Source organism: Vibrio sp. CyArs1 (assembly GCF_022432925.1).
Lineage (GTDB): Bacteria > Pseudomonadota > Gammaproteobacteria > Enterobacterales > Vibrionaceae > Vibrio > Vibrio mediterranei.
In genome coordinates this window covers 553079-570769 of record NZ_JAKRBO010000003.1, presented here as the reverse complement: position 1 = coordinate 570769, position 17691 = coordinate 553079, and the positions used below count along the sequence as shown (strand labels likewise).

At 43.4% G+C, this 17691-nt stretch carries 16 protein-coding genes; 10 read left to right on the top strand and 6 right to left on the bottom strand.

The genetic code is table 11. The features are described from left to right. Nucleotides 1–111: 111 nt before the first annotated feature. The 5 genes from MMA19_RS13175 (at nt 112) to MMA19_RS13155 (ending at nt 5807) form a co-directional block, all read left to right on the top strand. The gene (locus MMA19_RS13175; protein ID WP_240206440.1) at nt 112–1314 is read left to right on the top strand and encodes an amino acid deaminase; all 1203 of its coding nucleotides are present in this window, start codon (nt 112–114) and stop codon (nt 1312–1314) included. Between the two features lie 10 nt (nt 1315–1324). Next, nucleotides 1325–2188, top strand: a complete 864-nt coding sequence (locus tag MMA19_RS13170) for a MurR/RpiR family transcriptional regulator (protein WP_038226420.1) — start codon at nt 1325–1327, stop codon at nt 2186–2188. Nucleotides 2189–2326: 138 nt separating this feature from the next. Further along, nucleotides 2327–2536: a hypothetical protein gene (locus tag MMA19_RS13165; protein WP_124941855.1), complete on the top strand. Its 210-nt coding sequence runs from the start codon at nt 2327–2329 to the stop codon at nt 2534–2536. Next, complete coding sequence (locus MMA19_RS13160) at nt 2514–3737, top strand: alpha/beta fold hydrolase (RefSeq protein ID WP_240206415.1); 1224 nt, start codon at nt 2514–2516, stop codon at nt 3735–3737. The genes MMA19_RS13165 and MMA19_RS13160 overlap by 23 nt, the downstream gene beginning before the upstream one ends. Nucleotides 3738–3881: 144 nt before the next feature. Then, nucleotides 3882–5807, top strand: coding sequence for a GGDEF domain-containing protein (locus MMA19_RS13155; RefSeq protein ID WP_240206414.1), 1926 nt, complete (start codon nt 3882–3884; stop codon nt 5805–5807). 31 nt (nt 5808–5838) lie between these two features. On the opposite strand, the gene MMA19_RS13150 is transcribed toward MMA19_RS13155, so the two are convergent. Continuing rightward, complete coding sequence (locus tag MMA19_RS13150; RefSeq protein WP_038221595.1) at nt 5839–6849, bottom strand: AraC family transcriptional regulator; 1011 nt, start codon at nt 6847–6849, stop codon at nt 5839–5841. Nucleotides 6850–6974: 125 nt separating this feature from the next. On the opposite strand from MMA19_RS13150, the gene MMA19_RS13145 reads away from it, so the two are divergent. From MMA19_RS13145 to MMA19_RS13130, 4 genes are all read left to right on the top strand, one after another. Beyond that, entirely contained in the window at nt 6975–7295 is a 321-nt protein-coding gene (locus MMA19_RS13145) for a hypothetical protein (RefSeq protein WP_031493189.1), read from the top strand. Further along, on the top strand, nt 7289–8512 hold the full coding sequence (locus tag MMA19_RS13140; RefSeq protein WP_006069092.1) for a biotin/lipoyl-binding protein: 1224 nt from the start codon (nt 7289–7291) through the stop codon (nt 8510–8512). The genes MMA19_RS13145 and MMA19_RS13140 overlap by 7 nt, the downstream gene beginning before the upstream one ends. 170 nt (nt 8513–8682) lie before the next feature. After that, nucleotides 8683–9333: an isoprenoid biosynthesis glyoxalase ElbB gene (elbB, locus tag MMA19_RS13135; protein WP_240206413.1), complete on the top strand. Its 651-nt coding sequence runs from the start codon at nt 8683–8685 to the stop codon at nt 9331–9333. A gap of 179 nt (nt 9334–9512) precedes the next feature. Next, entirely contained in the window at nt 9513–11354 is a 1842-nt protein-coding gene (locus tag MMA19_RS13130) for a DUF3413 domain-containing protein (protein ID WP_240206412.1), read from the top strand. A 39-nt stretch (nt 11355–11393) separates the two neighbouring features. Here the strand turns inward: MMA19_RS13130 and MMA19_RS13125 are convergent, their stop codons facing one another. The 4 genes from MMA19_RS13125 to ppiC form a co-directional block, all read right to left on the bottom strand. Beyond that, on the bottom strand, nt 11394–12752 hold the full coding sequence (locus MMA19_RS13125; RefSeq protein ID WP_240206411.1) for an alpha-amylase family protein: 1359 nt from the start codon (nt 12750–12752) through the stop codon (nt 11394–11396). Between the two features lie 339 nt (nt 12753–13091). After that, nucleotides 13092–15023 carry an alpha-amylase family protein gene (locus MMA19_RS13120; protein ID WP_240206410.1) on the bottom strand — a complete coding sequence of 644 codons (1932 nt, stop codon included), beginning with the start codon at nt 15021–15023 and terminating at the stop codon, nt 13092–13094. A 176-nt stretch (nt 15024–15199) separates the two neighbouring features. Then, nucleotides 15200–15556, bottom strand: coding sequence for a YibL family ribosome-associated protein (locus MMA19_RS13115; protein WP_006069097.1), 357 nt, complete (start codon nt 15554–15556; stop codon nt 15200–15202). Nucleotides 15557–15603: 47 nt separating this feature from the next. Next, entirely contained in the window at nt 15604–15882 is a 279-nt protein-coding gene (gene ppiC, locus MMA19_RS13110) for a peptidylprolyl isomerase PpiC (RefSeq protein ID WP_004737764.1), read from the bottom strand. 178 nt (nt 15883–16060) lie between these two features. Here ppiC and MMA19_RS13105 point away from each other — a divergent pair, with 178 nt between their 5' ends. Then, nucleotides 16061–16966 (top strand): chemotaxis protein, encoded by a 906-nt coding sequence (locus tag MMA19_RS13105; RefSeq protein ID WP_240206409.1) that lies wholly within the window; start codon nt 16061–16063, stop codon nt 16964–16966. Between the two features lie 43 nt (nt 16967–17009). On the opposite strand, the gene MMA19_RS13100 is transcribed toward MMA19_RS13105, so the two are convergent. Next, nucleotides 17010–17672, bottom strand: a complete 663-nt coding sequence (locus tag MMA19_RS13100) for a lipid-binding SYLF domain-containing protein (protein WP_240206408.1) — start codon at nt 17670–17672, stop codon at nt 17010–17012. Between the last annotated feature and the right edge of the window lie 19 nt (nt 17673–17691).

Here is a 17691-nt window from a genome sequence, read left to right as displayed (position 1 = left end):
CATTAAATATCAACAAGTTAAATCATGTTAGAAAGAGAATTATCAATGATAGATTTAAAAGAAAATGATAGAAACAAACAGAAAAATACAACGGTACCATTTGGCAGAGGAATGAAAGGAGTGCCAGTGACGGCTGAGCTTAAGACAAAATACAGCCTGATTAATGAAGAAATTAGCCTCCCCGTAGCAGTTATTAACAAACAAGCATTGCTGAATAACATGGACTGGATGCAAGCTTTTGCTAACTATCATGGCGTTTTGCTTTGTCCACATGGAAAAACCACCATGACACCAGACTTTTTCGCCATGCAAAAGCAAAAAGGTGCATGGGGGATAACAGTAGCAACGGCACCACAAGCAGAAACAGCGGCTAGCGCTGGGTTAAAAAATATCATGATCGCTAACCAACTGGTTGGTAGAGCCAATATGGCAATGGTGGCTCGTATTAAGAAAGAGACTCAAGCTAGAGTCATCGTGTGCGTAGACTCAGCCGTTAACGCTGATCAATTGGAACAATTCTATTCAAGTATAGATGCGAACATTGAAGTGTTAATTGAATACGGTGTTGCTGGAGGTCGCTGCGGTTGCAGAACGAAACAAGAGGTAGTCGAACTTGCTAAACATATTAGTACTTTGCTTCATGTCTCATTGGTCGGAATCGAGGTCTACGAAGGAGTCATTCATGGTGGAGATGAAGAGTCTCTCGTTAGGGCTCTCTTAACAGAGACTATTGAAATTGGACGTGACCTCATCAGTCAGGAGTTGCTGCCTAACAAGCCTATTCTCACCGGAGCTGGATCCGCATGGTATGACGTCGTGGCAGAAACTTTTGCTCATTTGAATGACTTTCAGGCTGTTATTCGACCAGGTTGCTATGTTATTCATGACACAGGGATCTATCTTGACGCCCAAGAAAAAGTCATGGCCAGAGCAGTTAAAAATGGTGGTTATGCGTGTGAGTTGGGTGGTGACCTATCCTCTTCGCTCGAAGTGTGGGCGTATGTAATTTCTAGACCAGAGCCGACCAAAGCGATCGTAGGACTCGGTAAGAGGGATGTAGCCTTCGATGCGGGGCTACCGATCCCAGAACGTATCTATCGAGCAGGTGCTGAAATCAAAGAAAACAAGATCATCGCTACTGATGTTATGGACCAACACACATTTTTGGCCATTCCACCAGAGTCGTCACTTCAGGTTGGTGATATGATTGCGTTCTCAACGTCACACCCATGCCTTACGTTTGATAAATGGCGTCTTCTCGCGATCAGCGACAATGAGCATAATGTTGAGCAATGGGTAGAAACGGCTTTTTAGAGGGAAAGTTTTGACCGTAGAAGTAGACATCATATCTCAGATCACGGAGCGCTACAGCGCGCTTCGTGATGCTGAAAAGAAAGTGGCAGACTTAATTACCGACGATATACATTCTGCCGCCAATGCGAGTATTACCGAACTAGCACAGCAAGCAAGCGTTAGTGAAGCGACTATTACTCGATTTGCTAAGGCTGTAGGTTGTCTTAATGTTAGAGATCTTAAGATCAAACTGGCGCAATCACTCGCCGTTGGGCAGCGCTTCATCATTGAGCCGCCTGACCAAACAAGCCACCAAGGCATTTACGAATCGATCAAACAGGCGTTGGATATCAACCGTGCCCTTATCAATGAAGCCGATATTAGCCAAGCCGTTACCATGCTTCACTCTGCTAGACAAATAATCGCAGTGGGTGTGGGCGGCGGTTCAACTATTACCTCGCAAGAGCTTCAACATCGTTTGTTTAGGCTAGGTTACCCTGTGGTCTCATACAACGATGGTCTTCTTACTAGAATGGTCGCTGCTACTGCAGACGCCAACGATGTCATGGTGGTCATTTCCGCGACGGGACATACCCCTGTTATCGTCGAAACCGCAGAAATTGCTCAGCAGTACGGGATTAGAGTGATAGCCATAACTCCTGCCGACTCACCTTTAGCAAAGCTCAGTGATATTGTTCTTCCCATTATTCACAAAGAAACCGACTTCATCTACAAACCGTCGGCGTCTCGTTACGCTATGCTAGCTCTGGTTGATGTATTGTCGATGGAGCTTGCCGTCAATCACAAGCGTCGCTCTCGTGACCGCTTACGTCGCCTCAAACTCGCTCTAGATACTCACCGCACAGGCAGCGATCGCCAACCTTTAGGTGATTAAAAGTATTCAAACATGAACGCAATTGTGAACTAGCGTTCATGTTTGGTTCATATTGATTGCTCTATTATCTAACCATCAAGGAGCGATGCACATAAAGACTCATCCATTTTCCGACGCTGTTTATCAAGAGAGGTCATTATGAAAAAAGCACTCCTAACCGTTAGCGCCCTATTTATCGGCTTTGTTGCGATGATGTTCAGTTTAATCATGGCAATTCCACTTACCATTGCTGCATATGTCACGGGTAATCGTATTAAGAAAGAGCTCGACAAAGAGTTAGCTCAACAGCGCCAAAATATGCAAGGCAATACAATAGAAGGTGAATATGAAGAAGTCTCGTCCAAGTAGGTCTGCTATTCGCGAAATACGTTCGCGACATAAAAGAAAACTGGTCGCGCTCGTCTTCTATATTTCTGTATTCATCACTGCAGGTATATTTGGTTGTTCTGCCAAGAACAACGACCCTGCCTACCAAACAGCAAAGGCACTCCCTGCCTATCAGCAAGCTTCATTTGAGCGATACATCCAAGATACTCAACGATGGCTTGCTGAAAACCGTGCATTCAAATCTGACGATCATCAACAAGAAATTGCGCTCAATAGTCCCTTTGAGCTAGTGCCTGACTCCCCTAATGGTCAAGCCATATTGTTAGTGCACGGACTTGGTGACTCACCCTACTCGTTTCACGACATTGCGGAACATTTGGTTAAGCAAGGCTATTTAGTTAGAGCAATTTTACTTCCTGGGCATGGCAGTAAGGCCGGTGATTTGCTGCTGCCTAGCTACTCTGACTGGGAAAATATCGTTTCACACCATACTCAGCTACTGCTTGAAGATTATCCTAATGTTTGGCTAGGCGGATACTCTACCGGCGCTAATCTTGTGACTGCCTATGCACTGAATGATGACCGTATTTCTGGGCTGTTGCTTTTCTCTCCAGCATTCCAACCCAAATCGGAAGCAGTCAAATACGCGCGCTTTGCAAGTTACTTCATGGACTGGGCTGACCAAGACCCAGAGAACAATGTACTACGTTACAATTCGCTGCCTATGAATGGCGCAGCCGTATACTACCAAACGGCAAAAGTCGTACAAGACAACCTCGCTACTCATCTTTTCGTCAAACCAACATTAATGGTGTTGAGTGAAACCGATAGCGTTGTCGATACCACCGCAGCCTCTCAAGCGTTCCAAAACCAGTTTATCCATGCTGAAAGCAGACTTATTTGGCAAGGAGAGCACCCCCCTGAAGGTCAAAGAATCATCAGTCAGACGATGGTTTTACCTGAATATCGTGTTTCCAACGGCTCTCATATGGGTATGCTATTCAGCCCTAACAACCCGTATTATGGGCAGACTGGCATGATCACCATTTGTGATAACGGTCAACGTGACATTGACTATGCAAACTGCCAATCGGGCCATCAGGTTTGGTATTCCGCTTACGGTTATCAAGAACCAAACAAAATCCATGCACGGTTAACCTTCAACCCGTATTTTCAAGAGCTTATGCAATCTATTGATTTAGTAATGAAACCTAACTCTTAGCGACAAGTCAATTGGCTCTTTTATAACCATATAACTCTCTAGAATAGACATTTTTGTTGATATCAGTTCCAAAAATGATAATTTGACGATGACAATTTAAACATTTACAATACGACGTACTAATTATTTCTTATTAACCTATCAGTGCTAATAGCTATCCGACTGTGTTTCTTGTTCACCATCATTCTGTTTGCGTTAAGCTCTAGGGCCGTTTATGCTCAATTTTCCCCCCTCACGCTCATAGAAGACAAACCCTACAAAGAAACGGTACTTGCCTTGAATGCAGTACGTTACTCAAGTTTTAATCATGGAATCGAGTTATTAACGCAACTTCAACGAAGTGCGCAGATTGGACACGATCCAGTTGCAAGCTATTACTATTATCTTGGAAAATTCAAACATCATCGAGCACACAAACGTCCTTTGGAAGCACGTAAAGCATTAGATGCCATGCAACAAATCGGCATCCAAAAAAGCGTGCCTTGGATAGTAGCAGAGAGTGATATGTGGTTAGCGACCTTTGATATTACCGATGGTCACTATGATGTCGCCTTACAACGAGCAAACCGCGCACTGCTGGCTGCCAAAAAGCTGCGTTACTTGCACCTTGAAGCAAGGACACACAACCTCATCGCTGTCATCCACTCCAGTCAAAATAGGCAGTTACAAGCAAAAAAAAGCTATACCGCAGCATTGGAGATTTTCCGTAGTATTGGTGACGCCGCGTATGTGGTCAAAGTTATTTCCAACATCTCTTTAATCTATGCCGACTTAGAAGAATGGGATAAAGCGCTTGAATACAATCAAGAGGGCTATTTTTGGCTCCAGAAGAGTCATCAACCGCAATTAGAACAAGAGGCGATACTCGCCCTCAATCGATCTATCATCGCTGGTAATATTGGTAGCCTGAGTGAACAGTCAGAGTATCTTGACTTAGCAGAACTAAAGGCAGATCAGCTCGGTGATGTTAGCCTTATCGCCAATGTTAAAAGCAATAAGGCATATAACTCACTTGAAAAAGGACACTACCGACAAGCTGAATGGCTCGCTCAAGAGTGCCTATCTTTAGCAGAAAAATATCAGATTAAAACCCAGGTCCCTCATTGCATTACACACCTTGGACGAGCACTGAGTTTTCTTGGTAACAGCAGTACAGCAGAGTCGTTATTGATTAGTGCCAAAGATCAATTCATTGCTCTAAAAGATCCTCTTAATACGGCAAAAGCATACAACCACCTTGCTAATTTTTATGCCGGACAGCAGCACTTTGATACTGCATATAGGTATGCTCGGCTTTATCAAGAAGAAAACGAGATCCTACTTTTCGATAGACGCCAAAAAGCCCTATTTGAACTAGAGCAAGTACATGCTGATACCGAACAGCAGCATAAAATCACCCAACTTCATACGGAGAACAAACTCAAGCAAACTCGCATCGATTACCAAGAGTCTAAGGAAAAAATGTGGGCGGCCATTTTTGTGGCAGGTATGTTTGGCTTTTTGCTGCTGTTTAAAAGCAAGAATACGCTCCAACAGCAAAACATTTCCTTGTTGTCGACCAATCATTCGTTGCGTGAGCAGAGCATGCTGGACTCACTCACGCGCATACCAAATCGTCGGTTTGCAGAACATTATCTTAGTGGTGATAGAGCTCTACCGGGCAAAGGGCATATTGCTATCGGTTTAATTGATATTGACCACTTTAAAGATATAAACGACAAATTAGGTCACGCGGCTGGGGATATTGTCCTACAAGAAGTTGCTCAAACGCTCAACAGCGTCTTGTTAAATGACGACCTACTAGCACGTTGGGGTGGTGAAGAGTTTCTTATCATTGTCCGTGCAGACACGCTTGCTCAATTGCAAGATCGTCTAACTAGGCTTCGAACCACCGTTGAAACGACCAGCCTATATTTTGACGAAGGTCGATTAACGGTGACTGCATCTATTGGCGCAACCTTATTAAGTCCTGCAAACTACCAAAGGCATTGGCGTAACAAGCTCGATATTGCTGATAAGCACCTTTATCAAGCCAAATCTGAAGGGCGCAATAAAGTCGTTTTCGCCTAACAATCTACCAGATGTAGCTTAAAAACTCAGATTAGTAAGCGGAAAGGTAGTTGTTTAGGTACTGCTTTGGAGTAATACCTCGGTATTTCTTAAACATACGGCTAAAGCTGGTCATATTGGTATAACCTAGGCTCTCGGCAATTTGTTCCATAGGTGTGCCTAGCACAATTTGCTTCACCGCTTCCCCGGATAGAACGAATCCGACCACTGAGGTAAAGTTTAACCCCGACGCTTGTAACCGTCTTTGTAACTGCTGCTCCGACAGGCCCAACAATTCCGACACCTTTGCTAATGTTGGAATCCCAAAATGTCGCGAATAATTCACCACCTCATACAACACTTTCATATGATCTTGAGAGTCTGGCATGTTCAAATAGTTATCGAGATCTGCAAAACTCATAGAAAGCTTTTCTGCGGCTAATGACGGTATCTTGTTGCCTTGTAATCGCAGCTTGTTGGGTAACCAAACCTCTGTTTGATTATGCCCCCATTCGATTGGACAGCCAAAATAGGCCTCGTATTTACTTCTATTTGACTTGGTACCTGATATACAAACACGATCAGGAACAAACTCTTCCCCCAGATAGCGCTTCAATACATTACACATGAAGTTTGCAACTCTGACACCATCATCGGCTTTTGCGGCTGCAGAAATTGAGCTGTTGTAATACGTCCACTTAACAATTGGACCCACTACTTCGCCACTGAGAAAAGCCCCAGATTGAATACAAGTAATACCAAAATTAATTCGACGAATGGTCGAGGCAAGATCATGACCTGAGAAAAACCAGCGACTCATAGAACCTAGTCTATCAATCGACATTTGGCTGACAAGATTAAGTACGGCATCCTGATCTCCTGTTATCAACTCAATGTTCTCGTAGAACTGATTGAGAACTGAAACTGGGATCAGTGTCATTGGAAACTCGAGGGCTTTAGCTGGGATCCCCAACTCTTCTGGTCTTACACCATAGGTTTTGTGCAGGTTTCCGACCAGCCCCGCAATACCCATAGCTCTTACAAAGTGTACATTCTCAAACATATCGTCACCAGATGATACTAATTGCCTCAAAACATGTTGATTCTTGATGAAATCTATCATTTTGTAAATGATTATTTCTATGTCGAATAGACTCTTGATTCTTCTAAATCTTATAAGGTAAATCAATGAGCCTACTGAGTGTCCCATTTGTCGGAACGAGCGCAGACACCGCATTACACGTCGTATCAGGAATCGTATTAGTCGCAAGTGTCGTTGCCGCGGTATATGGGTTTTGGCGTATTCACGAGCTTCCTATTAATAAAGCACACAGCAAAGATCACCATCAGCTAGGACTAATCACCGCTCTCACATGGATAGGCTTTATCTGGCATTGGGTTTGGGTATTGGCCGTCATCATTGCATTTGTAGACATGGAAAAAGCGATTGTTCGACTTAGAGATATTTGGCACGGAAAAGAAGATAATACGGAGAACACAACATGTTAGAGGGTTTAGCAGTTTGGGCTCTGTTTATATACCTACTGCGGTTAATAGGTATGCCATGGAACAAGTTTTCTAAAGGCTTCGCGTATATTGGTGGCGTTGGCTGGCTAATGTTCGTTTGGGTGGGGTTGATTAACTATACCCCGATGGATCTCTCCGGTGGCTCTCTAGTTCAGGCTCCGCATATTCAGCTTCGTCCAGATTCCTCTAATGTAACGGGGAAAGTCGTTAAGTTGCACATCAAGCCCAACCAACAGATTGAGAAAGGTCAACTCATCTATGAGATTGACCCAAAACCTTATCAAATCGCACTAGATCAAGCGGTAATACAACACGACGCAGCACAAGTAGCGTTAGATAGCGCGATCCAAGATGTCGAAATATCAAAATCTAGCTATCTTTCTGCACAAAAGAGTGTTGAAACATCGGCAAGTCAGCTTCGCTCTGCGCAGGTCGATTACACCTTACAACGAAAAATGCTGAAACGCTTCCAAGAGCAGAACGCCGTGGTTAGTAACACAATCACCGAAAGTGATATAGATAAGCAAATTAGCATTGTTGAAGTGGCAAAACACAAAGTAAAGACTACCGAAGCACAACTTGATAAACGCCGTGTAGATGCAAATAAAGCACTACTTTCTATCAGTAAATATGAATTTGCTGTAGACAGCAGAAGGAATGATTTGCGAAACGCTACGGAATCTGTCGAACGCGCACAGTGGGACCTCGACAGCACCAAAGTTTATGCACCGACTGATGGCTTTGTTACCAACTTCATTCTTCGTGAAGGGCAACTGTTATCGCGAGTACCACGATTGCAAATGTACACCAACGAAAAGTATGTACTGATGCGTGTTAATCACCAAGCTATTCGAAACATTAAAGCTGGGCAACCCGCTGAATTCTCTACATCCGTTTATCCGGGACATGTTTTTGCCGCAGAAGTGGAAGGTATTGTTGAAGCGACGGGTGAATCGCAAGGCACATTGCTTGCTATTGACCAGTCAGTACGCACCACTACTGGTAAGAACCTGAATAACAAGCATCACTTTGTGCGCTTGAAAATACAAGAGACTGAAGGTTATGACATCCCGGTCGGTGCCGTTGGACTAGCATGGGTAAGTGGAGAAAAACCGATAGGTTTTCTTGCTTTCTTAGACGTCATTCGAGGCATCATCTTGAGAATGAAGTCGCAACTCTACTTCTTCTACTCAATTTAAACAGGTCCACTTACGATAGCAAATTTTAGTTATCGGTTCCCTTTGCCACCCTTAACGGGTGGCTTTTTTGTAGTTTGAAGCAACTAGCATTCTGTGGCATAGCAAGCAGACAAAGTGCCCTATTTTGTCCTAAAGTCTTAATGCCCTAATAACAAGGAGAAATGATCAGTATGAAAAAAATAGCCGTCATTCTTAGTGGGTCAGGCGTATTCGATGGCGCTGAAATTCATGAGTCTGTGCTTTCCCTGCACGCTATAGAGAAAGCTAATGCAACGTGGTACTGTTTCGCTCCTAACGTTGAGCAATTGCACGTCATTAACCATCTAACAGGGGAAGTAACGGAAGAAAGTCGTAATGTACTCGTTGAATCTGCCCGTATTGCGCGAGGGAATATTGAAGACGTCGAAAAGCTGGATGTGAATGATTTTGATGCACTACTGCTTCCAGGTGGATTTGGCGCGGCCAAGAACCTTACTGACTTTGCCATTAAAGGTGCAGAATGCTCCATTAACACACACGTAGCGAGTGCATGCCGTGCCTTTGCTGAAGCTGGGAAACCTGCAGGTTATTTATGTATTGCCCCGACTATCATTCCATTGATTTATCCAAATGACGTCAGAGGAACAATAGGTAACGACTCAGACACTGCAGCCGGATTTGCGGCGTTAGGAGGTCAACACGTTATATGCGCTGTGGATGATATTGTTTACGACGAGCAACACAACGTGGTGTCTACACCAGCCTATATGCTGGCAACAACCATTTCAGAAGCCAACAGTGGTATAGAAAAACTGGTTAATAAGCTGATTTCTCTAGCTTAAACGACCTCAAGCAGGGCCTCACCCATCAAAATACGTGGGGCTTTGTAACGATGTGCAATCATTATGTCGTTTTCATTTCAAATTTGTAGTCACTCGAATACAATACGCGCTTCTTTGACAACGCACTTATTAGCGTTATCACGATTTTAAATGCCATCGATTTTATTGGTTTATTGAACATGTTTACTTACTTAAAAGCTAAGTTAAGTCCTTACTATGAGTTTTGGATTCTTAATGCACTGCTGGCAACCCTTATAGGCGCTCGCTACTTCCTGTACTTCCCTGATGTCCCTTTTGATGGGGTTCAATTCTCATTCGCTGTAACAAGCTTGTTCAGCCATATGAGCCTACTCGCCCTTGTGTTTTGGCTGGTTGGCCTCGTTTTATGCTTCCTGCCGTTAAAAGCTAAACGCCCGTTACTAGCGCTTGTTGCAACCATTGCCTTGGTATTTTTGTTTGTAGACACCATGGTATTTGGGTTTTATCGATTCCATTTGAACTACCCTGTCCTGTCATTAGTCATGTCGGGGCAAATAGTTGAATTCCCACTATCTGCGTGGGCAATGCTTGTTGCAGGAATTGCCGCTTTATTTTGCTTCCAATGGTGGGCATTAGGCAAAATGGAAGTTGGTCAATTCAGCCTTACAAAGAAGCTTCGTAAGCTATTTCTTCCTCTGTTTTTTGTAACCACATTAGCGAGCCATGGCATTCACATTTGGGCGGCAGCCACTGCATACCAGCCGGTTTCTTTCGTTAATCAATATTTGCCACTTTTCTATCCAACCATCGCCAACTCATTTTTGATTAAGCATGGTTATATTGATCGAGAAGAGCTTGCTAAGAAGCAAGCAAAGGCTCCCAAAATGCAAGGCGGATTAAACTATCCTCTTCATTCAATCACTGGTGATAGACCTGAAAAGCCAAAGAACATCATGCTAATTCTGATTGATTCTTGGCGTCCAGATACTGTTACTCCGAAATATATGCCTACAGTCTATGGTATGTCTCAAGAGGGACTTTCATTCGACAAGCACTACTCTTCTGGTAATGCGACGCGTATGGGTACGTTTGGACTGTTTTACGGTTTGCCTGGTCCTTATTGGCATCCGATGCTTGCCAACCAACGACCAACGGTGCTGATGGACCGACTGCAAGAGCTCAACTATGAGATTGGTGTGTTTACTTCGGCACACATTGAATCGCCAGAATTCAACAGAACCATATTTGCTCATATTCCAAATTTGCGAATTAGGGGCAAGAGTAAAGGCACCGCGGCAGATCGTGACATCGAACTGGTCGACGATTGGATGAAGTGGTATGACGTTAACAGTAATAAACCAACTTTCTCATTCCTGTTCTTTGATGCGCCGCATGGTTTCATTTTCCCTGACGATTATGAGCCAAAATTTGAGCCAATGTCGGGACCAAACAATCCGTTTGTTCGCAGTAACGACTCTGATCCGGAACCGATTTTTAACCGCTACAGAACCAGCACACACTTTGTAGATAGCAAAATCAAAGAAGTGGTCGAAAAACTCAAACAAGCTGGCACATATGAAGACACACTAATTATCGTTACAGGTGATCACGGTGAAGAGCTGAACGACAATGGCCAGAACTTTTGGGGACACAACGGTAACTTCACTGAAGCTCAGGTAAAAGTACCATTCATCATGTTAGGTGCCGGAGTAGACAAAGCAGCAAATCAGTGGCCAAAGGGCAAACTGACTACGCATTTCGACCTTGTTCCAACGCTAATGAAGAACTACCTAGGTGTCACCAATGATCTTGAAGATTACACTGTGGGCGAAGATCTTTATGGTCAGTTTGTTGATCGACCATACACAATTATCGCAGACTATGGTGACTATGCCGTGGTCTCCGAAGATAAGATCTTCTCACTAAAAGGTAATGGTCTTTACGAAGTGAAAGATGGCAGAAATAGACTACTTCCTAAACAAGAAATTGATCAAGAGAGAATGCAATACGCTATCGAATTGCTGACTCGATACACCAAATAAAACAGTCACCCCAAAGCCCTCTGCACAGAGGGCTTTGTTTTATTCACCGCTTATCAATAACTCTGCCGATCCAGCCGCTACGTGGATTTTTCCTGTTATTCCATCAACCGCTTGTCGAGTTAGAATCGAGTTATACTGTCCATCAAGGTTGACGTTGATTGATTTCGCGCGCGTCGATTTGTTGATTAGCACGATCCCCTTTCTACCGCGCTTAAACGCTAATAGATCGTCATTCGCTTCCAGCAACTCAAACGGTTCACCATGAACTGCGTGGCAAAAACGTATCACACGAGACAACTTCTGATCCCTCCAGCCTTCAACCCATCTCGGCTCCTTGTTGGTATTTTTGATACCACTAGGGTCGAGATCAGAATAGATAAGAGGTACCCCACCATCACGAGTCAAGATGTATACTGTCGCAAGCCATTCGTTAGTTTCACTCATGACAAGGTTGCTAAATACTTCATTGTTAGGAATGTCGTGTGTCACAGCAAAGGTTATTGAGCGCTCGTTAGTGAGCGCTTGCCCGAAACAGTATGGGTCAATTAATGCCGTCAAACTTCCGCTTTTAGATTCGAGCGCCTCATACACCGTTTTGAACAAAGGGAAATCATAAGCAGCTAAGCGAGTTTCTTTCAAATAAGGTTGCAAGAAAAGTTCATACTCTTCTTCCGTCGCTCCGCCATCGGTAATTATCTCACCAAAGACGTGCATGTCTTGAGTTATCTCCTTAGTAAATACCTGCTTTATATGCTCGATGGTCAAGTGTTTAGCAGCATCTATACGAAAACCACGAACTCCGAGATTCTTCATCGCTAAGAGATAAGCTTGTTGCTGCTTGATAACATGAGAACTGGTTCGCAGAGTAGGTAAACCAGGATCTTGCGGGCCGCCTGTTAGTCGACCATTTTGCACTTCCCAACGGTCTTTCCAATTTTCTATCCCAAACGCCTCAACAAAATCATGCTCATCAAACAGTGCTTCATCCAAATCGCCAAATAACTTTTGCTGTTCGAAATAGGCACGATGCTCGGTATAACTTTGCATGTCATTATTGCTTGGATACTGTAAGTCCAGTCTAGCCGCCGATTCGTTGGCCATATGGTTGAAAACCACATCGATATAGACCCATACACCCACATCATTCAATTCCAACATCATTGCTTTGAAGTCTTCGGTATTTCCAAGTTTGTTATCGATAACTCGATAATCCTGAGGTTGATAAAGTTGCCACCACTTCACTTCATTACTGTCACGAAATGACTTCATTGGCGGTGAAACTAATACGGTCTGATACCCAAGTTCCTTTATTTCTTTTGCTCGCTGAGCCACCAGCGCATAAGGCCAATCAAACGCATGTAAAATCACATTGCTTTGGTTGTTCGTTGTCTTTGACATTGGTCCATCCCCTTTAACCGGGTTCACTACTAATGAACGAAATTATAAGGTTCATACCAGTTAGCAACTCATCCTCAAGCCACTTTCTGTTGGTTGAGGGGTTGGGCGTAGCTAAAAAAGGCAACGGAATCTTGGGAAAAGCCGATACTCTCACACGACAAAGAAAACATATAAGTGACTGAAAAATATGATATAAAAATCGTAATGGTTCACTTGTCCGCATTCTTAGAAGCTAGAGTCGGTATTTGTAACAAAATGATAGCGTGTGTATAAGCCACCTATGAAGCTGTGAGCTTGCTCACAGCTTGTAGTCATTTTGATTAATGAGCATAGTACGAGTTAGTTTTCTACTACTTTCAACCACTTAATATCATACGCATCAAAAATGATGTTTTGGTGATAGGGCTTTCGCTCTTGGTTAAGCACGTCTTGCACCTCTCTTGAACCCAAAATATCACATATGGATGTTGGAATGGTTTGCCGATGTTCACTGAAGTTACATATAGCCAATAGTCGGTCACCATTAGCTGCCTTTCTGACATAAGCAAAAAGATGAGGCCGATACGTCTCTAGAATTTCCGTTTCCGCCACACCTAACACTGGCAGAGATTGACGAAGCTGAATCATATCTATTAGCTGTTGATGAATGCGACCTCGCGGATCACATTGGTCTTGAGCAATCGCAATGTCTTTTTCCGAAATAGCTGGACGATTAACCCAACGAGTATCATCAACTTTGTGTGGATCGTTAACGTATTGATAGTCATTGAACATCCCGAGTTCATCACCTTGATAAATCAACGGTACACCGCCAATGCTCAAATTGACACTATTTAGCAATCTGACTCGTTTCACAGCAAACTCAATATCTTGCTGATGTCCAGATTGCATCGCTGCTTCCAAACCACATAGCGATGCTAAAGATCCACACACTCGACAATCCCCAGTCTCTGGATTTTCTTGGAATGGGATACCATTGGCAAACGCCCCTTCAAACTTACCTGTATAGAACTGATTGAGAAACTGACGATGGTCATGCCCATTGATACCCAGCTGATCTGCTACAGCATCATCGAAAGTCCAGCCAATGTCGTCATGACAACGTATATAGTTCACCCAACTGCAATCCGGCGAGATAGCAAAACTTTTCTTTAAAGACGCTGTGAGTAACTTGGTTTCTCTGGTTGCCAAGCTTTCCCACATCAAAGCCATCATCAATGGGTTATAGGATAATTGGCATTCATCTTTATCTATGTATTGAGCGACCTCATCCGGATGAACGATGGCTTCACTCTTAAATAAAACTGATGGAGCTGTGATCTGTAAGCAGAGGTTGAATGCTTGAATCAAAGTATGCGCTTTTGGCAAACTTTCACATTGAGTCCCCTTCTCCTTCCAGATAAACGCTAATGCATCGAGACGTAAGCCATCACAACCTAAGTTGGCCAAAAATAGCATTTCATCAGTGATTGCGTTAAATACTGCTGGGTTACTGTAGTTTAAATCCCATTGAAAGCTATTAAAGGTCGTCCATACCCATTTTTCTACGTCTTCCAACCACGTAAAACTGCCGCGCCTAACTGAAGGGAATATCTCTCGACACGTAGCGTTGTATTCATCAACGTCCCGTTTGTCGTCAAAAAAATAGTAAAACTCTTGATATTGCTCGTCACCAGATCGAGCACGCTTTGCCCATACATGTTCATCTGAGGTGTGGTTAAAGACAAAGTCTAAAACCAGGGCAATTCCAGCTTCGTTAAAGGCATTGGCTAAGGACTTCAGATCCTTCTCTGTACCTAGCTTGGGGTCCACTTTACGGTAATCCGACACAGCATAACCACCGTCGCTATTCCCTTCTGGAGCTAAATACAAAGGCATTAAGTGAACATAATTAATGCCAAGTTGCTCAAAATACGGGATCTTCTCTTTCAGCTTTTTAAAATCACCCGCAAACAAATCAACATAAACTGCCATGCCTAGGACGTTTTCATCTCGAAACCAATTAGGTGTTTTAAGTCGAATCGCATCTTTGTTTTTTAGCTTACGAGAACGCGATGCGAATCCTGCGCAGAGCATTTCTACCAGTTTCTGTAGATAAAGGAAGAAATCATAACGACTGCCATACAAAGCGTAATAGTGCTCAAATAAGGCCGGAAAGTGCTGCTCTAATCTTCCATAAAGACATTGCTCATCTTTTTTAGTCAATTTAGGTAAGGTGATGGAGTCCATTACCTGCTTAAGTGCTCTCTGGCTTGTCGTGATTCCTTGCATTACCCCACCTTAATCGATTAAGTCTGAACTCAACCAATTATAGAGTATGTTAATTTTTGATATTCAAGTTTTTGTGTGACCAACTTCTTAATCGATTAAGCTCATTGGATTGAAATCAAAAAAAGCGCATCAAAAGATGCGCTTTCCATTGGTAGAAGTTAATACTAAAACGAGACTTAGAATTTTTTTGGAGCAAAACCTGTCATCACTTTCAGCTTTAGCTCTTTACCAATCTTCGTCATTGGATGCACTACGACCAAGCCTTTTACCGACTTTTTCAGTTTACCCATATCCGCCTGTTCTGCTTTGGTGATCTCACGAGAAAACGGCATATCAAGCAAGCTTTTACGCTCTTTGTTCATATCGTAGCTCTGCTTGTGCTTAAGCTGAGCAATCTTCTTTGTCAGTTTGTCGATTTCATCAGTAAAGCGAGAAATCAGTTCGTTGTCGCCACGCGATTTGGCACCAGCCAATTTATGATTACACTTATCGAGGCGGTTATTCAGTTTTTGTAGTTCTTGTTTCATGCTCATGGCCGGAACGTTTCCTGTTAATTATTAGCGAATAGCGGTGTTGCGAACTAAGTGCGGTACAAGACCTTGACGACATGCCAACCAAACTTAGTCTTCACTAAATGGGGAACAAGCGTTTCACCACTAAAACAAACTTTGTCAAATTGAGGCACCATCTGTCCCTTACGAAATTCACCTAAGTCGCCGCCTTTTTTACCTGAAGGGCAAGTGGAGTACTTTTTAGCAAGAGTCTGAAACTTAGCGCCTTTTTTCAGCTGTTTGATGATATCTTCAGCTTGTTCTTTATGTTTCACCAAAATGTGAAGTGCTGCCGCAGTTCTTGCCATTAGTTGTCTACCCTTTTTAGCGTCTATGGGATGATGGAATGCGCAGAGTGTAATAGAAAATGAGATACAAATCACGTTTACTTTTCAAGCGACTAAACTTTTTTCTTTCCCGGCCGCATTAACTTTTGATAATAAAGTTTATAAAATCAATCTATTGGCTTATAGAGTAAGAACTCAAATGAATACTAGCATCAGTAAAGCGAACCAATCACAGGGCATGTTACTGTTTACCCTCAACTTGCAAAAGCAACGTTTTGCCATTGGCACGCTAAAAGTGCGAGAAATCGTTCCTTTCTTACCCACTACGCAAATTCCCTACTCTCATCAACATGTCGTTGGCACTGTCAGCATTCGAGGCCTGACCGTCCCCGTTATTGATATGGCAGCTGCAATTGGTTTTAGACCTATCGCACCAGAGGAATACGCGAACACCTACTTAGTGGTTACCGATTGCCTGAGAACCGTTGTTGCGTTTATGGTTCGAGATATTGATAAAATCATCGAGTGCGACTGGAAGTCCATTGAGCCAGCTCCCGATAGTGCAGGTAGAAATGTATTTGTTACTGGCGTCACTCGATTTGAAGATCATATAGTTCAGCTGTTAGACGTAGAGCTGCTACTATCCAAAATCTACCCACAGTATGCCGATACCAAGATCCCAATGTTAACCGACGTCCAACGCGAGAGAATCAAGTCACTTAACATTCTACTGGTTGACGACTCTTCCATCGCACGCAAACAGCTAGGTGATGCGCTTAACAATATCAATATTCCTTTCGATATCTGTCGAGACGGCAATAGCGCCCTTGAGTTTATGCGCAATAAAGCAAAGCAAAATGATGCCATCGACATATTAGTCAGTGACATTGAAATGCCGGGGCTCGATGGTTATGAACTGGCTTTCGAAGTTCAAAATGACCAAATGCTCAGTCACGCCTACCGCATCTTACACACCTCACTTTCAAGCGAAATGTGCACGGAACGCGCTCATCAAGTTGGCGCCCACGAAGCACTAGTTAAGTTCAATGCAGGTGAATTGATTGAAGCTATGTTGAGAGGGGCGGAGAATCTAACCGCGAATTGAGGTTCCCCTTCAACCAGTAGTTAAGCTGAAAGGGATAATGGACTTAGTTACCGTCGTAGTTATTGTTTGGTGCAAATGAGAAACCTTGACCACCGATCGAGGCTTCATACATTAATCCGCCCTTAGTCATGGTAAATACTGCCATGCCGTTAATGTAATTCGCTTTAGTTTGGTTGTCTCCAGCCTGTGCCCCAACACCTGTTGACCCAGCTTGTGCACTTGCGCCCACCGTTAAAGCAACAGCAGATGCCTGAGCACCAAATTCAAAACTGCCGCTTGTAAAAGAGTAGTAGTCTGCTTTGCTTTCGAAGAAAATAATTTCGCTATAGGCCTGTGCGCCTAATTGAAGTCCAATGCTGAGCTGCGCTAACGTTGAATCACCAACGTGAACGCCTTGGCGATACACTTGCCCTTCACCGTAGGACCCTCCAATTCCAAAACCACCCTTACCAACGGTTGGAAATACCGCATAACCATACGCATCTTTGAAAAATGGATGCGTTGCGTCGGCTTGCTTGAATTTGTTTAACGTAGCTTCATATTTACTACTATTCTCGTTAGCAGAAACTGCTTGGTCATTTTCTTTAGCTACCTCAGTTCCTTCTTCAACACTTTGACTATCTTTCTGAGGTACTTCTGAAGCATAGGCTTGAGGGATGATGGTAATACACGTAGCCAGTAGATAAGGCCTAATTCTAACTAACATACTCTTTCCTTTCTCGAGT